The sequence below is a fragment of the Pseudomonas sp. ADAK2 genome (genome assembly GCF_012935755.1).
Lineage (GTDB): Bacteria > Pseudomonadota > Gammaproteobacteria > Pseudomonadales > Pseudomonadaceae > Aquipseudomonas.
This window is the reverse complement of record NZ_CP052862.1, coordinates 1,913,557-1,930,274: the sequence shown is the minus strand read 5'-3', so window position 1 is coordinate 1,930,274 and position 16,718 is coordinate 1,913,557. Positions and strand designations below refer to the sequence as shown.

The 16,718-nt window shown below is 58.8% G+C and carries 16 protein-coding genes and 1 tRNA gene; 11 read left to right on the top strand and 6 right to left on the bottom strand.

The features are described 5' to 3' along the window. The 5 genes from ihfA (at position 1) to HKK52_RS08865 (ending at position 2,610) form a co-directional block, all read left to right on the top strand. A complete protein-coding gene (gene ihfA, locus HKK52_RS08885) occupies positions 1 to 303 on the top strand; it encodes an integration host factor subunit alpha (RefSeq protein WP_002553164.1) in 303 nt (100 codons plus the stop codon). Then, positions 284 to 640 carry a MerR family transcriptional regulator gene (locus tag HKK52_RS08880; RefSeq protein WP_003179985.1) on the top strand — a complete coding sequence of 119 codons (357 nt, stop codon included), beginning with the start codon at positions 284 to 286 and terminating at the stop codon, positions 638 to 640. The genes ihfA and HKK52_RS08880 overlap by 20 nt, the downstream gene beginning before the upstream one ends. 89 nt (positions 641 to 729) lie before the next feature. Next, positions 730 to 806 (top strand) — tRNA-Pro (locus HKK52_RS08875). Positions 807 to 1,077: 271 nt separating this feature from the next. After that, positions 1,078 to 1,767 carry an SGNH/GDSL hydrolase family protein gene (locus HKK52_RS08870; protein WP_169370511.1) on the top strand — a complete coding sequence of 230 codons (690 nt, stop codon included), beginning with the start codon at positions 1,078 to 1,080 and terminating at the stop codon, positions 1,765 to 1,767. A gap of 441 nt (positions 1,768 to 2,208) precedes the next feature. Continuing rightward, positions 2,209 to 2,610: a DUF5329 domain-containing protein gene (locus tag HKK52_RS08865; RefSeq protein WP_169370510.1), complete on the top strand. Its 402-nt coding sequence runs from the start codon at positions 2,209 to 2,211 to the stop codon at positions 2,608 to 2,610. An 82-nt stretch (positions 2,611 to 2,692) separates the two neighbouring features. Here the strand turns inward: HKK52_RS08865 and HKK52_RS08860 are convergent, their stop codons facing one another. Together HKK52_RS08860 and HKK52_RS08855 are read right to left on the bottom strand one after the other, a co-directional pair. After that, positions 2,693 to 3,271 carry a hypothetical protein gene (locus HKK52_RS08860; RefSeq protein ID WP_169370509.1) on the bottom strand — a complete coding sequence of 193 codons (579 nt, stop codon included), beginning with the start codon at positions 3,269 to 3,271 and terminating at the stop codon, positions 2,693 to 2,695. Between the two features lie 136 nt (positions 3,272 to 3,407). Further along, entirely contained in the window at positions 3,408 to 4,310 is a 903-nt protein-coding gene (locus HKK52_RS08855; protein WP_169370508.1) for a LysR substrate-binding domain-containing protein, read from the bottom strand. Between the two features lie 104 nt (positions 4,311 to 4,414). On the opposite strand from HKK52_RS08855, the gene HKK52_RS08850 reads away from it, so the two are divergent. Together HKK52_RS08850 and HKK52_RS08845 are read left to right on the top strand one after the other, a co-directional pair. Further along, entirely contained in the window at positions 4,415 to 5,761 is a 1,347-nt protein-coding gene (locus HKK52_RS08850; protein ID WP_169370507.1) for an MFS transporter, read from the top strand. A 30-nt stretch (positions 5,762 to 5,791) separates the two neighbouring features. After that, entirely contained in the window at positions 5,792 to 7,066 is a 1,275-nt protein-coding gene (locus tag HKK52_RS08845) for a glucarate dehydratase family protein (RefSeq protein ID WP_169370506.1), read from the top strand. A gap of 251 nt (positions 7,067 to 7,317) precedes the next feature. Here HKK52_RS08845 and HKK52_RS08840 read toward each other — a convergent pair whose 3' ends face one another. Both HKK52_RS08840 and rtcR read right to left on the bottom strand, forming a co-directional pair. Then, positions 7,318 to 8,262: a bifunctional 5,10-methylenetetrahydrofolate dehydrogenase/5,10-methenyltetrahydrofolate cyclohydrolase gene (locus tag HKK52_RS08840; protein ID WP_169370505.1), complete on the bottom strand. Its 945-nt coding sequence runs from the start codon at positions 8,260 to 8,262 to the stop codon at positions 7,318 to 7,320. Positions 8,263 to 8,451: 189 nt separating this feature from the next. Then, positions 8,452 to 10,056: an RNA repair transcriptional activator RtcR gene (rtcR, locus tag HKK52_RS08835; RefSeq protein WP_169370504.1), complete on the bottom strand. Its 1,605-nt coding sequence runs from the start codon at positions 10,054 to 10,056 to the stop codon at positions 8,452 to 8,454. 202 nt (positions 10,057 to 10,258) lie between these two features. Between rtcR and HKK52_RS08830 the strand changes: the two genes are divergently transcribed. The 4 genes from HKK52_RS08830 to rtcA all read left to right on the top strand — a co-directional run bounded on the left by HKK52_RS08830 (position 10,259) and on the right by rtcA (position 15,297). Next, positions 10,259 to 11,806, top strand: a complete 1,548-nt coding sequence (locus HKK52_RS08830; protein ID WP_169370503.1) for a TROVE domain-containing protein — start codon at positions 10,259 to 10,261, stop codon at positions 11,804 to 11,806. Between the two features lie 382 nt (positions 11,807 to 12,188). Then, complete coding sequence (locus tag HKK52_RS08825) at positions 12,189 to 13,415, top strand: RtcB family protein (protein ID WP_169370502.1); 1,227 nt, start codon at positions 12,189 to 12,191, stop codon at positions 13,413 to 13,415. Positions 13,416 to 13,420: 5 nt separating this feature from the next. Next, complete coding sequence (locus HKK52_RS08820; RefSeq protein WP_169370501.1) at positions 13,421 to 14,209, top strand: nucleotidyltransferase domain-containing protein; 789 nt, start codon at positions 13,421 to 13,423, stop codon at positions 14,207 to 14,209. Positions 14,210 to 14,217: 8 nt separating this feature from the next. Continuing rightward, positions 14,218 to 15,297: an RNA 3'-terminal phosphate cyclase gene (rtcA, locus tag HKK52_RS08815; RefSeq protein WP_169370500.1), complete on the top strand. Its 1,080-nt coding sequence runs from the start codon at positions 14,218 to 14,220 to the stop codon at positions 15,295 to 15,297. Here the strand turns inward: rtcA and HKK52_RS08810 are convergent. Together HKK52_RS08810 and HKK52_RS08805 are read right to left on the bottom strand one after the other, a co-directional pair. After that, complete coding sequence (locus tag HKK52_RS08810; RefSeq protein WP_169370499.1) at positions 15,245 to 16,006, bottom strand: bestrophin-like domain; 762 nt, start codon at positions 16,004 to 16,006, stop codon at positions 15,245 to 15,247. The genes rtcA and HKK52_RS08810 overlap by 53 nt on opposite strands. Positions 16,007 to 16,236: 230 nt before the next feature. After that, a complete protein-coding gene (locus HKK52_RS08805) occupies positions 16,237 to 16,650 on the bottom strand; it encodes a VOC family protein (protein WP_169370498.1) in 414 nt (137 codons plus the stop codon). Between the last annotated feature and the right edge of the window lie 68 nt (positions 16,651 to 16,718).

Below are 16,718 nucleotides of genomic sequence, written 5' to 3'. Positions count from 1 at the left end.
ATGGGGGCTCTGACGAAAGCTGAGATGGCGGAACGTCTGTATGAAGAGCTGGGCCTGAATAAACGGGAGGCCAAGGAATTGGTCGAACTGTTTTTTGAAGAAATCAGGCACGCTCTTGAAGACAACGAACAAGTCAAATTGTCCGGTTTCGGCAATTTCGACCTTCGGGACAAACGCCAGCGGCCTGGCCGCAATCCGAAAACGGGTGAAGAAATCCCGATCACGGCTCGCCGTGTGGTCACCTTTCGTCCAGGGCAGAAGTTGAAGGCCCGAGTTGAGGCTTATGCTGGAACCAAGTCATAACGACGAGCTACCCGTCATCCCAGGCAAACGCTACTTCACCATTGGTGAAGTCAGCGAGCTGTGTGCGGTAAAACCGCACGTGCTGCGCTACTGGGAGCAGGAGTTTCCTCAACTCAACCCCGTCAAGCGCCGCGGTAACCGCCGGTATTATCAGCGACAAGACGTGCTGATGATCCGGCAGATCCGCGCGCTTCTTTACGATCAGGGGTTCACCATCGGCGGCGCGCGCCTGCGTTTGTCCGGCGATGAAGCCAAAGACGACACCACCCAATACAAGCAGATGATTCGGCAGATGATTGCTGAATTGGAAGATGTGCTGGTTGTGCTCAAGAAATAAATTCCTGCGTTTGAATACTTCCAGTTTTCAAAAGCTTGCGATATATTCTTGAGCGTTCCTCGAGGTGAGGAACAGGTATAACGCCTAGTCGGGGCGTAGCGCAGTCCGGTAGCGCACTAGCATGGGGTGCTAGGGGTCGAGTGTTCGAATCACTCCGTCCCGACCATATTTTTCAATGTCTTAGGCCAATGTTTACAGCATTGGCCTTTTTCATGTGCGTGATTTTTGCGTGACTTCTCTATTTTCACGCCTGGTGGTTCTTGGCCATGCCTTCGTTCGCAAGTCTTGCCATTTTCTGCCCATCTTTCCTGGCAATGACCGAGACATCCTCGCCTACAGCTTGCGGGGTGAGAACCAATGCCACCCGCCTAAATCTGTTGGACGCCTCAAGCTCACAGGTTCATCCTTGCCGCCTGTGAAAAGATCGGGACAGTTGAATGAATCGTTTGTGGGCCAAGGCTCTGTTTGCTGGAATGTTATTTTCGTTAAGCGCGGCCAGCTTTGCTGGTCAGGAAAGCGAGCTCTATTCAAACCTTGACGCTGGCAAGGCGCAGACCGTCGTAGCTTATGGTACGAGCTTGACGGCCTCTGGCGCCTGGGTGCAGCAGCTTGGGGATGATCTGAATCAGCGTTACCCAGGACGTGCCACGGTTATAAATAGTGGGAAGGGTTCGATGTGGTCGGGATGGGGTGTTGAAAATCTCGAAAGTCGAGTTATCTCCAAAAGCCCGGATACGGTGTTTATCGAATTCGCGATCAACGACGCTTTCCTTCCCCACAAAACCACCGTCGAACAAGCGCGGAAAAACCTCGAGTTAATGATTGACCGGATCAAGGCTGCCAAGTCATCGACGGAGATCATTTTAATGGTGACGAATCCAGTGATTGGAGGCTCTGGAGTGGAGAGACCGAAGTTAAGGGATTACTTCCAGATGTACCGGGATGTCGCACAGGCCAGGGGACTTCGTCTAATCGACAATTATCCAAGGTGGGAGGCGGTCTTGAAATCAAGTCCCGACCTGTTTAATCAGTATGTTGCGGATGGATTGCACCCAAATGCTGATGGATATCGCGCAGTGGTCACCCCGTCATTGATTGAAAATTTGAGTGGCGCCTCGCCAAACTGACCTGGACATAGATGCAAAACTCGCTTCGGCGGGTTTTTTTCGCCTGGAGACCTGGAAAAAAGCAGCGGTGTGACCCGTATCGCCAGAGCACACTGGATGACGATGCGCGTCATCCAGTGTGCGTTCATGCCGCTCAGCGGAACCGGCTGTACGTCACGCGGTCAGCTCGGAATCTATTGCAAGGTCCTCGTCGGTGCTAAATCCGCTGCTAACTCACACAACACTGGAGCTCAGGTGAATACTCGCTTTGAAAAATCCAGAGTGGAATTTTCGAAGCTTTCAATAAGTATGAAAAAGAAGATGGGGGGCTAGGGGTCGAGTGTTCGAATCACTCCGTCCCGACCCTATTTCACAAGGGGATCAAGCCTGGCGGCTTGATCCCCTTTTTCGTTTCTGACGTCCTGGTGCTAAAGTCGCCCACTTTCAGAACAAGGAAGTACCATGCGAATTGTCAAAACCGCGACCACCCTAACCATTGTTCGCCAATGGCTAATCACAGTCTCTATCGGCCTATTGGCAGTGGCGGGCAGTGCGCAGGCCCAAACCACGCCGCAGGCTAATCAAGAGATAAAGGGTTTGCTGGATTTTGTGGAGCGCAGTGAGTGCAAGTTTGTGCGCAGCGGCACCGAATACCCGGGACCCCAGGCTCGGGCGCATCTCGAAAAGAAGCTGAATTATCTCGAAGGCAAAAACATGGTGAGCAGCGCCGAAGACTTCATTGATCTGGCCGCTACCAAAAGCAGCATGAATGGCAAAGCCTATGAAGTGAGGTGTCCCGCGGGCGTCCAGCCGACGAGCACGTGGTTGAAGAGCGAGTTACAGAGACAACGCCAGCTCCATTGAGCGTGTTTCCGAAACGTTAAAGCCTGGCCTATCCGCCGGGCTTTTTCGTTCTGGCGCCTCGATGCCAAGGCCGCGGTCACGTTCAAATACCTGTGTTTTCGTAATACCAATCCCCAGTCATATCCCTGACGTCTGTGGGTTTCCTCTCTTGAGTGACGTAGGGTTTTTGCGGCGAATAGATATAAGACGCGTAGCACAAGAAGCAGGAAAGGTTGATCCGCGCGAACGTTACGCGGCCATGCTCTGATTGAATGTCAATTCTGATAGGCGTTATCTGCGCCTTTTTAGCTGCGTCGCTGACCAGCGTGAACAGCTGCGTTCCGTGTGCATCGAAAGGTTTGTTCTCATCATCGCTGCCACAGGTAGAGCTGGGTTTGTCTGCATAATTTCCAGTTTCGGATTCAATACTCTTACACCAGTCCTGATTGTGGTAATAGGTTATTCGATGTTCATTCACCGTGGTAACCAGTTCGGTTAGCAATGGGCTCATTCCGGGATTGGTAGAATCAGCGGTTATCCAAATACACAAAACAATAAGCACCCATACGGCTGCCACGAAAAGGATCAGTTTGAGCAGGGCTCTCATGATCTCCAGCAGGATTTGGCCCATCACTTTTATAATGTGTATGGATACGGATTTAAAACCTGAATAGATCGACATCACTTACTTTCCATGTTGTTTGATCGCTGTCCTTGCATCGAAAAAATGACTGGCACTGGTGAATGTTAACCTTTTCGACTCTCCGTCCCGCCCCCGTTTTTCAATGGCTGGCCCAATCCGAAAAGGTTGGGCTTTTTCATACCCCCCAGCCTTCCCTGACCGCCCGCCGGATCCCCTCCAGCAACATCGCAAACGCGGGGTTGTCATTGTTCTCGCGCCAGATCAGATGCAATTCGCTTTGCACCCCTTCGCCCAAGTCGATATCGCGAAATACCACGTTCTTGAACACCACACTGGTCGCGCAGCGCGGCACCAGGGCCAGGCCCATGCCGGCGTTGACCAGGGCCAGGATGGTCAGGGATGAGCCGAGCCATTGCACGTACTCCGGAGCGACGCGGGCCGAGCGCAGCATGCCGGTCAGCAGTTCGTTGAACGGCGGGTAGGCGGCGTGGGAGTACATTAGAAAAGGTTGGGCATCGAGGTCCTGCACGGACACGGTGTCGGCGCTGGCCAATCGATGATTGCTCGGTACGGCGAGGACGAACGGTTCGCGCACCAGGCATTCGGTGGCGTAGCCCGGTTCCAGCAACGGCGCACGGACGATGCCCAGGTCGATGCGCCGCGCGCGCAGGGCTTCGTGCTGCTGGTAGGTGTTCATTTCCGACAGATCGATTTTCACGTGAGGCTGTTTGAGCCGTGCTTCGGCGATGACCTTGGGCAGGAACTCATATACCGCACTGCCAACGAAGCTGATATTGACCGAGCCGATGTCGCCTTCGGCAAAACGCCGGGCGGTGACGGCCGCTTGCTGGGCGCGCTCCAGCAGGTTCTGCGCTTCGATGAAGAAGGCGCGACCGGCCGCGGTCAGCGCGACGCTGCGGGTAGTGCGGGTGAACAGCTCGACGCCCAAGTGGTGCTCCAGCAGCTGAATCTGGCGACTGAGTGGAGGTTGCGTCATGTTCAGGCGTTCGGCCGCTCGACGGAAGTTGAGCTCGGTGGCGACCGTGGTAAAGCAGCGCAGCTGGGTGAGTTCGAACATTGATCTAATCCAGGTATCAATCGAATGCCAAGTTAGATTAGACGGGATCAATTGCCGCGTCCATGATCGGCTCGTCCCCAAAAAAACAAGATCGGGAGTCGCCCTTGAAAACCCTCCAGAGTTCGCCGGAGCCCACGGTGCTCGCCCGTGCCGCCGCCAAAGTGAAACGCCATGTGCTGCCGCTGTTCGTGGTCATGTTCATCGTCAACTACATCGACCGGGTCAACATCGGTTTTGTGCGCAGCCACCTGGAAACCGACCTCGGCATTGGCGCGGCCGCTTACGGGCTGGGCGCCGGTTTGTTTTTCGTCGGTTATGCGTTGTTTGAAGTGCCGTCCAACATGCTGCTGCAACGTTACGGCGCGCGCGTCTGGCTGACCCGCATCATGTTCACCTGGGGCGCCGCCGCGATGGCGATGGCCTTCGTCAAAGGCGAAACCAGTTTCTATGTGCTGCGCTTTATCCTCGGCGCGGCGGAAGCCGGGTTTTTCCCCGGCATCATTTATTACTTCACCCAATGGCTGCCGGCGTCTGAACGCGGCAAGACCATGGCGGTATTCCTCAGCGGATCGGCGATTGCCTCGGTGATTTCCGGCCCGGTGTCGGGTGCGCTGCTGAACGTCAACGGCTTGAACCTGCATGGCTGGCAGTGGATGTTCCTGATCGAGGGCTTCGCTTCCATCGTGTTGTGCGGTTTTGTCTGGTTCTGGCTGCAATCCCATCCGCGCGAGGCGAAATGGCTGAGCGACGAGGAGCGCGGTGCCCTGATCACCGCCATTGCCGAGGAGCAGCAGGCCCGTGAAGCGGTGAAGGGCGTCAAGCCGTCGATGTTCAAGTTGCTGGCGGACCGGCAGATCGCGTTGTTCTGCTTTATCTACTTCTCCATCGCCCTGACCATTTACGGCGCCACGTTCTGGCTGCCGAGCATGATCAAGAAGATGGGCAGCCTCGGTGACTTCCAGGTCGGCCTGTTCAACTCGGTGCCGTGGATCATTTCCATCGTCGCGATGTACGGTTTTGCCGCGATGGCCAGCAAATGGAAATTCCAGCAGGCCTGGGTCGCATTGACTTTGGTGATCGCCGCGTTCGGCATGTTCATGTCCACCACCGGCGGCCCGATCTTCGCCTTTGTCGCGATCTGTTTTGCTGCCATTGGCTTCAAGGCTGCGTCGGCGCTGTTCTGGCCGATTCCGCAAAGTTATCTGGATGCGCGCATCGCTGCAGCGGTGATTGCGCTGATCAATTCCATCGGCAATCTCGGCGGCTTCGTCGCGCCCACCGCGTTCGGTTTCCTCGAGCAATCCACCGGTTCGATCGAAGGCGGCCTGTATGGCCTGGCGGCGACGTCGCTAGTAGCCGCCGTGGTGATCTTCTTTGCCCGTACCACCCCGAAATCAAGCACGCAAACCGCGACCAAAGCTGTGGTGCCGAGCCACGCCGCTACACGTTAAGACCTGGATAGATCAATCGGAGCCTGACCTTTGAAAATCAAACGCGTAACCGTGACCCCCATCGCCTTCCGCGATCCGCCCTTGCTCAACGCCAGCGGCATTCACGAACCCTTTGCGCTGCGCTCGATCATCGAAATCGAGAGCGACAACGGCTACATCGGCCTCGGTGAGAGCTACGGCGATGCCCCGGCACTGGCGATTCAGATGCAACTCAAAGACCAATTGATCGGCCTCGACCCGTTCAACCTCAATCAGCTTCGCACCATCGTCCAGGCGACTGTGGCGGCCAATAAAACCACTAGCGTGGCCGGTGCCGAACTGGCGCCCGGTTCTCATGCGAGCAAGGCGGTGAGCAACGCCTATTCGGCGTTCGAAGTGGCATTTCTCGACCTGCAGGCACACTCGCTGAACGTGCCGTTGGTGGACCTGCTGGGCGGGGCGATTCGCGATGAAATCCCGTTCAGCGCCTACCTGTTTTTCAAGTACGCGCAGCACATCGACTCACCCTATAAACCTGACAATTGGGGTGAAGCACTGAACGAAGAACAGATTGTCGCCCAGGCCCGACGGATGATCGAAACCTATGGTTTCAAGAGCATCAAGCTCAAGGCCGGCGCGCTGGAACCGGAACATGAAGTGGCGTGCATCAAGGCCTTGAAGAAGGCGTTTCCCGGCGTCCCGCTGCGCATCGACCCGAATGCCAACTGGTCGCTGGACACCTCGATTCGCATGGCCGAACTGCTGGGCGATGACCTGCAATATTACGAAGACCCGACGCCGGGCCTGGAAGGCATGTCCGAACTGCACAAGCGTACCGGGCTGCCTTTGGCGACCAACATGGTGGTCACCGATTTCGACGAGTTCCGCCGCAGCGTGGCGCTAAACAGTGTGCAGATCGTGCTTGCCGACCATCACTACTGGGGCGGTCTGCGTGACACTCAGGCGTTGGCGAAAATGTGCCAGACCTTTGGCCTGGGCGTGTCCATGCATTCCAACTCGCACTTGGGCATCAGCCTGATGGCCATGGCCCATGTCGCCGCGTCGGTGCCGAATCTGGATTACGCCTGCGACACCCATTACCCGTGGCAGGAGTCGGACGAAGAGGTGATCAAGGGCGGCAAGCTGCCGATTGTGGATGGCTGCGTGAAGATCACCCGCGCGCCAGGTCTGGGGTTGGAATTGGATCATGATCAATTGGGCAAGCTGCATGATCAGTACCTGACGTGCGGGATTCGTCAGCGCGATGATGTGAAGCAGATGCAAAAGTATCAGCCAGAGTGGAAGACGGTTAAGCCGCGGTTTTAAAGTTGCCCGGTAACATGAGTCACACGTGGTACTCGTAGCAGCTGCCGAGGTACGAGGCTGCGTTCGGCTGCGAAGCAGTCGTGAAATCAGCCGACGCGGTCCTTCAGGAAGACCGCGTGCTCAGGTTTTACGACTGCTTCGCAGCCGAGCGCAGCCTCGTGCCTCGGCAGCTGCTAAAGAGCCGAACGCAGCCTCGCAGGCTCGGCAGCTGCTACAGAGCCGAACGCAGGTTGTTACAGGTTGCGCATGGGTCAATTGATATCCGAATCACACCCATCCGGATCCGGATCCCTCGCCTTCACCGCGCGTTGTAACCGCGCCGCGATCAGGGTGTTCTTCAGCAGATAAGCAATGGTCATCGGCCCCACGCCACCCGGCACCGGCGTAATCGCACGGGCGACGGTGCGCGCACTGGCGTAGTCGACATCGCCCACCAAGCGGTTGCCGGACGCATCAGTAATGCGATTGATCCCGACATCAATCACCACCGCCCCAGGTTTGAGCCAACTGGCATCGATCAGCCCGGGACGACCCACCGCCGCCACCACAATATCCGCCAATCGGCACAGCGCCGGCGCATCGACACTGCGCGAATGCACCACGCTGACCGAGCAATGGGCCTGCAACAACAAGGTCGCCATCGGTTTGCCGACAATGTTCGACCGGCCGACGACCACCGCGTGCAGGCCGCTGATATCTCCGCAAGTCTCCTGCAACAGGCGCATGCAGCCGCTGGGCGTGCATGGGGTCAACACGTCCATGCCTTGCACCAGCCCGCCGACGTTTTCGCGATGAAAACCGTCGACGTCCTTGATCGGGTCGATGGCATGAATCACTGCGGCTTCGTCGATATGGTCCGGCAACGGAAGTTGCACCAGAATGCCGTTCACGGTGACGTCGGCGTTCAGTCGCGCGATCAGCTCCAGCACTTGCGCCTGGCTGGCGTCGTCCGGCAGGCGATGTTCGAGGGAGCGAATCCCGACTTCCTTGGCTCGCAGCAGTTTATTGCGCACATAGACGTGGCTGGCCGGGTCGTCGCCGACCAGCACGACCGCCAAAGCGGGGAAAATCTGCTGCGCGGCCAGGGCCAGAACTTCTTCGCGGACCTCGTCGAGCACCTGGGCGGAAATGGCTTTACCGTCGATATCCCGGGCCAGTGTTGGGGTACTGCTGATCAAATGCGTCACCGTCGTCATTGAAAGAGCAGGGCGCAGGTTACCAGCCGAGGGTCGCCGTCTACCACAGGCAGCAGATGGACAGGATGTCGCGGGGAGGATGCGCTCTGCAAGACACCGCGAAAACCCGGGGGGCAGAATTAATGAGCGGTCGATGACCGCCAGGCTTTATGTCGAGCAAAACCGATCAAATCAGCTAGTTGAAACCCTTCACTGCAAATCAGCCATTTGCTTCCAATCAATCCCGAATCGCGCCAGGAATTTACGCAAGCGATCCGCATCGTTCGGCTGTGCCTTGGCCTGGCGCGACACGCCAAACAGACGTCGCCCCGCATCAGACAAACTGTCCGCCTGCCGGCAAACGTCGAGCACGGCTTTCAGTTGCAGGCGATCAAACAGGTCGATGTCGACGTTCTCACCCAGCAATCCATCCAGGTCATCACTGGGTTGCGTCAGGCCCCAGGCATAGCGCAGGCGGTCAATCTCTTCCTCGACCTGAGCCTCATCGATGCGCCCGCTGTCGGCGAGGGTCGCCATGCGCGTGATCGATGCCGACAACTCGCGAAAGTTACCCAGCCAAGCGGCTTCGCTGGAGCTGGCAAACGCCAGGTAGCGGCGTCGGGCCTCCAGGTTGAAGCGCACCAAATGGCCTTGATCGCGGGCATGGCGTTCCAGTTCGAAATCGATGTTGGGCTCGATGTCTTCGCGCCGACCCGCCAGGCCGGGCAGGTCGAACGTCCACAGGTTGATCCGCGCATACAAGTCTTCGCGAAACAGGCCTTCGGCGACGCGACTGCGCAGGTCACGGTGGGTGCCGGCGATGATCAGGAAGTCGCTTTCCACTTCCTTGTCCGAGCCCATGGGGAAGAAGCGTTTCTCTTCGACGGCTTTGAGCAGCATGGCTTGTTCGTCGGCGCCCAGTTCACCGATCTCATCGAGAAACAGCATGCCGCCATCGGCTGCGCGCAATAGACCGTCGCGGGCATTCTGTGCGCCGGTGAATGCGCCTTTGATGTGGCCGAACAGCGTCGACATGGCGCCGTCGCCGCGCAAGGTCGCGCAGTTCACTTCCACAAAGCGCCCCTGCATTTGATGACGGCCGCGCTTGAGTTCATAGATGCGTCGGGCCAGGAATGACTTGCCGGCACCGGTCGGGCCGATCAGCAGCATCGGCGCCTGGGAGCGCACCGCCACGCGTTCGATCTGCTCGATGGAGCGGTTGAACGCCACGTTGCGGGTGGCGATCCCGGACTTCAGAAACGCCAGGCCTTCGAGGCGTTTATGGGCGAAACGTGAAGCGATGCGGTCGTAGCGCGACAGGTCGAGGTCGATCAGGGCGTGGGTGCCGGTGGCTTTATCCTCTTCGTTCTGGCGCCGGGCCGGGGAGGTCTGGATCAACCTCGCCGGTAAAAACCGCGCCTCGGTCAGCAGGAACCAGCAAATCTGCGCGACGTGGGTGCCGGTGGTGATGTGCACGAGGTAATCCTCGTGCTCGGTGTCGAAGGTGTAGTCGGTGGTGAAGTCGTGCAGCGCGCCGTACACCTCTTCGAAATCCCAGGGGTTGCGCAGCGACATGGGGTGCAGGCGCACCTCGGTGTCCGGTGAGACCTGGCGGATGTCTTCGCGAACCCGCTGGGCCAGGCTGACGTCCCGGGCGTCGACACCGTGAATCAGTTCCAGGCGATGGATCAATACGTCCGGTTGCTGGCACAGGCCGACGCTCGGTCGCCAGTGACTCCAGCGATTGGCGCCCTTGCCGACGCGATCGAGGGTGGCGCCGATAAAACCGATGGCGACGGTGCGCTTGGCTGACATGTTTATACCTAAAGATAAAAAGCGATATCAAAGGATAGATAAATAACGAACCGTTTGTCTCCTCAAGAATCTTCATACATCACAAAAATTAAAAATAACCATATAAATCAATAATATAAAAAATAATCTGAACAAAAAACAAACCTGGCACGTCGGCTGCAATATCTCTGGCAACCAACGAGAAAACAAGCGAGACGCCACGATGGCCAACTTCAAACTGTTCAACACCCAACAGGCAAACCTGCCGGCATGCGACACGCTCAACGCCGCTCAAGCCCCGGCTTATGCCTATAGCGCCAAACACAAGTTGGCCCAACTGGCCGTGACCGGGTGTCTGAACTCGACGTTCTACGCTTGCGCCGAAAGCCAATTGGATCAGGTGTTGCAATTGGTCGCCGAGCTGGACAGCCGTTACGTGGCGAAGGCCGCTTTGTATGCTCGTAAAAAGGGTCACATGAAAGACATGCCGGCCTTGATGCTCGCCGCCCTCACCGCACAGCGTTCGGCGCTGGTGCCAGAGGTGTTCGAGCAGGTGGTGGACAGCGGCAAGATGCTGCGCAACTTCGTACAGATCCTGCGCAGCGGTGCCACGGGGCGCAAGTCCCTCGGTTCGCAGCCAAAGCGACTGGTGCAGAACTGGTTGAACAGCGCCAGCGAACGCCAGTTGCTCCAGGCCTCGATCGGCAACCAGCCGTCGCTGGCGGACGTGGTGAAGATGGTTCACCCCAAGCCCAACGAAGCCTGGCGTGCAGCGTTCTTCGCCTGGCTGATCGGTAAACCGGTGGACGTGCAGGCATTGCCGGAACTGACCCGCTCGTTGCTGGCCTTCCGTAGCGGCGCGAGCCGGGAGGTGCCGCAGGTGCCGTTCCAACTGCTGGGTAACGAGACGCTGAGCAAGGAGCAATGGGCAATCCAGGCCCGGAACATGGGCTGGCAAGCCCTGCGCATGAACCTCAACACCCTGGCGCGCCACGGTGCGTTTCAAGTGCCGGGCTGCGCCGAGTATGTAGCGGCGCGGTTGGCGGATGCCGAGGCGGTGGCGAAGGCGCGGGTTTATCCATACCAGTTGTTGGCGGCGTATCGCATGACCGGGGATGACGTGCCGCACATAGTGCGCGAGGCGTTGCAGGACGCGTTGGAACTGTCCTTGGCCAACGTGCCGGCGCTGCAAGGTCATGTCGTGGTGTGCCCGGACGTCTCGGGCTCGATGCACAGCCCGGTCACTGGTTATCGCCAGGGCGCGACCAGCGCAGTACGCTGCATCGATGTGGCTGCACTGATTGCTGCCGCGGTTTTGCGCAAGCAACCCCAAGCCCGGGTGATGCCGTTTGAGGTGCAGGTGGTGGACGTCCAGCTCAACCCGCGTGACAGCGTGATGAGCAACGCCGAGAAACTGGCCGCTGCGTGCGGTGGCGGGACCAACTGCTCGGCGCCACTGGCGAAGCTGGCCGACGCCAAGGCCAAGGTCGATACGCTGATCCTGGTCTCGGACAACGAATCCTGGATCGATGCGCGTCGCCGTGGCGGTAGCGAGACGATGCGGCAATGGGAGCGGATCAAGCAGATCAACCCCCATGCGCGGCTGGTGTGCATCGATATGCAACCGGGGGCCACGACCCAGGCGCCGGACCGTGAGGACATCTTGAATGTCGGCGGTTTCAGCGACTCGGTGTTCGACGTGATCGAACAGTTCACCACCGGCCACTATGGTGCGCAGCACTGGGTCAAGGTGATCGAGGCCATGGAGTAACACAACGCGTGCGCCGCTCATACGGCGCACGCCACAAGAATTGATTTTTTCACCGACGCTGAATGCCGATGGGACTACATCCAACGACGTCTCATCAAACCCTTGTCAGGGTCGGTGAAAGGCACGAATGCCGGGTGGCTGTACATCTGAAGACCGGTTAAGTCCGGTGCGCGGCAACGCGCAACAGTCACTCACTTTTGTCGTGCCACCTATTTGAAATTTTGGCAGCGAATGCCACAGGTACTCCATCGTGTCGCGGGTTCGACTCCCGCCCCGGTAACGGGTAGCTCAGTTGGTAGAGCCTATGTGCCTGTATCCCCTGGTCGCTGCCGGGTATTGGAACAACGCCGGATAATCGGCCAAAAAGAAAAGAATCGAGATCATGCAAGAACATACCTACCAACTGCTGGAAGTCGCCAACGGCAAACCGATCAAGCTCTGGACCGAAGGCGTCCCGGTGGAAAACGAAGCGCGCGAGCAGTTGATGAACACGGCGAAGATGCCGTTCATCTTCAAACACCTGGCCGTGATGCCGGACGTGCACCTGGGCAAGGGCTCGACCATCGGCAGCGTGATTCCGACGGTGGGCGCGATCATTCCGGCCGCGGTCGGCGTCGACATCGGTTGCGGCATGATCGCCGCGCGCACTTCGCTGATGGCCGCCGACTTGCCGGATAACCTGCACGGCCTGCGCAGCGCCATCGAGCAAGCGGTGCCGCATGGCCGCAGTTCGCCCCGTTCGCGCCGGGACAAGGGTGCCTGGGATGAGATCCCGCGACAGGCCGATCAAGCCTGGGCGGCGCTCGACCCACGCTTCAAGTTGATCACCGACAAATACCCGACGTTGGCCAAAACCAACAACCGTGGACATCTGGGCACGTTGGGCAGCGGTAACCATTTCATCGAGGTCTGCCTGGATGAAGCCAATCGGGTCTGGTTCATGTTGCACAGCGGTTCCCGTGGTGTCGGCAACGCCATTGGCAACCTGTTCATTCAACTGGCCCAGGCGGATATGCGTCAGCACATCGCCGACTTGCCGGACCGCGACCTGGCGTACTTCGAAGAGGGCAGCCAGCACTTCGATGACTACGTCGAAGCGGTGGGGTGGGCCCAGGATTTCGCCAAGCAGAACCGTGCGTTGATGATGCAAGCGGTGATTCAGGCGACACGGCAAGTGATCAGCAAGCCTTTTGAGGTGGCGCTGGAGGCGGTGAACTGCCATCACAACTACGTGCAGAAAGAACGGCATTTCGGTGAAGAGATTTTGGTGACGCGCAAAGGCGCGGTGTCGGCGAAGAAGGGTGAGTTGGGGATTATTCCGGGGTCGATGGGGGCGAAAAGCTTCATCGTTCGCGGCTTGGGTAACGAGCAATCGTTCTGCTCCTGCAGCCACGGCGCCGGTCGCACCATGAGCCGGACCAAGGCCAAGAACACCTTCACCCTTGAAGATCAGATCCGCGCCACCGCGCACGTGGAGTGCCGCAAGGACGCTGCCGTGATCGATGAAATTCCGATGGCCTACAAGGACATCGACAAAGTCATGCACGCCCAGCGCGAGCTGGTTGAAGTGCTGCACACCTTGCGTCAAGTGGTGTGCGTAAAAGGATAGGGAACATGGACAACTATGAAACTCACCCATTGGCGCCGGAAATGCGCGCCAGGGTGTTACAGGAGCTTGAAAGGATAGAACGCGAGCGTAACGTCACGGTGCTTTATGCCTGTGAATCCGGCAGTCGCGCCTGGGGCTTTGCTTCGACCGACAGCGACTATGACGTGCGCTTCGTCTACGTGGAAAAACCGGAGTGGTTCGTCCAGGTCGATACGCCGCGAGATGTGATCGAGCGGCCGCTGGACGATGAGCTGGATGTCAGTGGTTGGGAGTTGCGCAAGACCCTCGGGCTGTTGCGCAAGTCCAATCCGACGCTACTGGAATGGCTCGATTCACCCCTGGTGTATCGCAGCGAAACGGCCGCGACCTTGCAGTTGCGGGAGCTGGCCGAGGCGTTCTACAGCCCGCCGGCCGCGCGCAATCATTACCTGTCGATGGCCCGGAAAAACTTTCGCGGCTACCTGCAAGGCGAGAGTGTGCGGTTCAAGAAGTACTTTTACGTGCTGCGTCCGTTGCTGGCGGTGCGCTGGATCGACCAGGGCCGGGGCCGGCCGCCGATGACCTTCGCCGACTTGCTCAGCACGGTCGACGACCGGGCACTGCTGGATGAAGTCGCGGAGCTGTTGGTGCTCAAGCGCAACGCCGATGAAAGTGCCTATGGCCCACGTCGACATGCCTTGCACCAGTTCATCGCTACGGAATTGGAACGCGCAGTCCCTGAACTGCCGCGCACCCAGGAAGACTCCCGGCTGTTGGATCAGTACTTGAGAGACACGGTAAAGCATTACGCCTAAGGATGAAGATGAAACAGGAAGTGATTGAACTGGACGGCGCGATGGGCGGCGGTCAGGTACTGCGCAGTGGCTTGAGCCTGTCGATGGTGACCGGTCGGGCGCTACGGATTAAGAACATTCGGGCCCGGCGCAGCCGCCCCGGTTTGCTGCGCCAGCACCTGACGGCGGTGCTGGCGGCGGCGGAGGTCTGTGGCGCCGCCGTGCAGGGCGCGGAGTTGGGTTCGCAGGTTTTATCCTTTGAACCGGGGCCGATTCGTGGCGGCGAGTTCAGCTTTGCCATTGGCACGGCGGGCAGTTGCACCCTGGTATTGCAGACACTGTTGCCGGCCTTGTTGCTGGCGCCGCAAGCCAGTCGGGTACGGATCTCGGGTGGTACGCATAATCCATTGGCACCGCCCAGCGATTTCCTTGAGCGCGCCTGGCTGCCGCTGCTGCGCCGCATGGGGGCCAAGGTTGAGTTGCAACTGATTCGCCACGGGTTTGTACCGGCGGGGGGTGGCGAGATCGAAGTCTTCGTGCAGCCTTCGCAGCTGCGGCCGCTGCATCTGTTGGAGCGCGGCGCGTTAGTTTCACAGAGCGCTTCGGCCCTGGTGGCGGGCCTGGCACTGCAAGTGGCTGTGCGTGAACTGGAGCGGGTCGGTAAACGGCTGGAGATGGCGCCGCAGGTTTTACATTGTGTCGCGCTCGATCAGGATCGGGGGCCGGGCAATGTCCTGCTGGTGGAGTACGTCTTTGAGCACGTCACCGAAGTGTTCAGTGGCTTTGGCCAGGCGACCCTGCGTGCCGAGAAGGTTGCCGATGGCGCCATCGATCAGGCTGCGGATTGGCTGAACAGCACCACCGCCGTTGCCGAGCATCTTGCCGATCAATTGCTGCTGCCCATGGCCATGGCGGGTGGTGGAAGCTTCACCACACCGCGCATGACCGAGCATCTGCAAAGCAATATCGCGGTGATCGAGCGTTTTCTGCCGGTCACTATCGATTGCACCGTGGAAGGGGAAAACAGGCTGATGGTTGAATGCAAAAGCGCGGTGCTTACTGCCCCAGTCGCTCCATCGTATGCAGCATCGGCTCCAGCGACACACTGATCAATCCGTCCAGCGGCCGGTTCAGCTCTTCAACCAGCAGGATCGTCGCCGCCGCCGATGCGGAGCACATCATCAGCACCACCACAATCGTGCCATTGCGCGGGGCGAACAAGCCGAACGAGCCGAAGATGATCGACAGCCAGGTGATGAGAATCACCAGCATGACCGGCGGGATCGACTGGTTGGCTTGCAGCATGGTCAGCCAACGGGCGGCGAACACGGCGTCCATCATCTGCAAGGCCGAGGCCTTGAGCGTGCGTTGATTGTCGGTGCCGGGGGAAAGCGCGGCGACCTGCTGTTGCAGCGCTTCGGAGCGGTTGATCGCTTCCGGGCTATCGAGCATGGCCAGCCGGGATCGATCCCGGGACTGCAGGACCTGCACGATTTCCGCGTAATTGTGCTTGAGCTGTGTGCGGATGGGCTGGGTTTCCGGGCCATAACGCGCCAGCACGCGGTCGAACTCGACCACCTTGGCCGCCGCACCTTCCAGCTGTGCATTGGTGGTTTCGAACGTGCCTTTGGCCGAAGAAACCAGCAGGCCCAGCACCAGCGCCGACATGGTTGCGATCAGGCCGGTGGCAAGCTTCAGGACGGTAACCGAATCGTCACTCAGATGATGCGAGGGCAATCGCTGCCGCACGTACGAGCCCACCAAGGCACTGCCGAACAGGCAGGTGAATACGATCAGTGCGATCAGCAAATGATTCATTCAACCTCCGTTGACGCGGCTCGGGATGGCGAGTTGACGGTAGCAGATGGTCTTGGACTTGCCACAGAGCCTGAATTGAACACCACCCCTGTGGCGAGGGAGCTTGCTCCCGCTGGGCTGCGAAGCGGCCCCAAAATCTTGTGAGCGCTGCGCACTCAAGCGGGAGCAAGCTCCCTCGCCACTGGTTCAACGAGCCCAACCTTTTCAGGTTGGGCTTTTCTATAGGCGATTTACTGATCCTTCTCGCAATTGACCATCCACGCCACGCCAAACCGGTCCACCAGCATCCCGAAGCGGGCCGCCCAGAAGGTTGCCTCCAACGGCATTTGCACCGTGCCGTCCTCCGCCAGTGCGGCGAAGACGCGCTCGGCTTCGGCCACGCTGTCGACGTTCAACGAGATCGAGCATCCGGCCATATCGTCGGTAGGGCGATCAGGTGTGGTGTCCGAACCCATGATCGCCTGGTCACCCACCGACAGGCGGGTATGAATGATCAGGTTGTGGTACTCCGTTTGAACGTGTTCCTTCGCCGGGCTTTCGCCGAAGGTCATCATCATGTCGATCTGGCCGGGCAGGGCCGTGGCGTAATAGGTGAAGGCGGCTTTACAGTCGCCATTGAAGATCAGGTAGGGATTGATTTTCATGTTCTACTCCCGGTAACCGAGTGGGGCCGGACGCCAAAACGGCCTCCAGCTTCAATAGGGTTCGACCT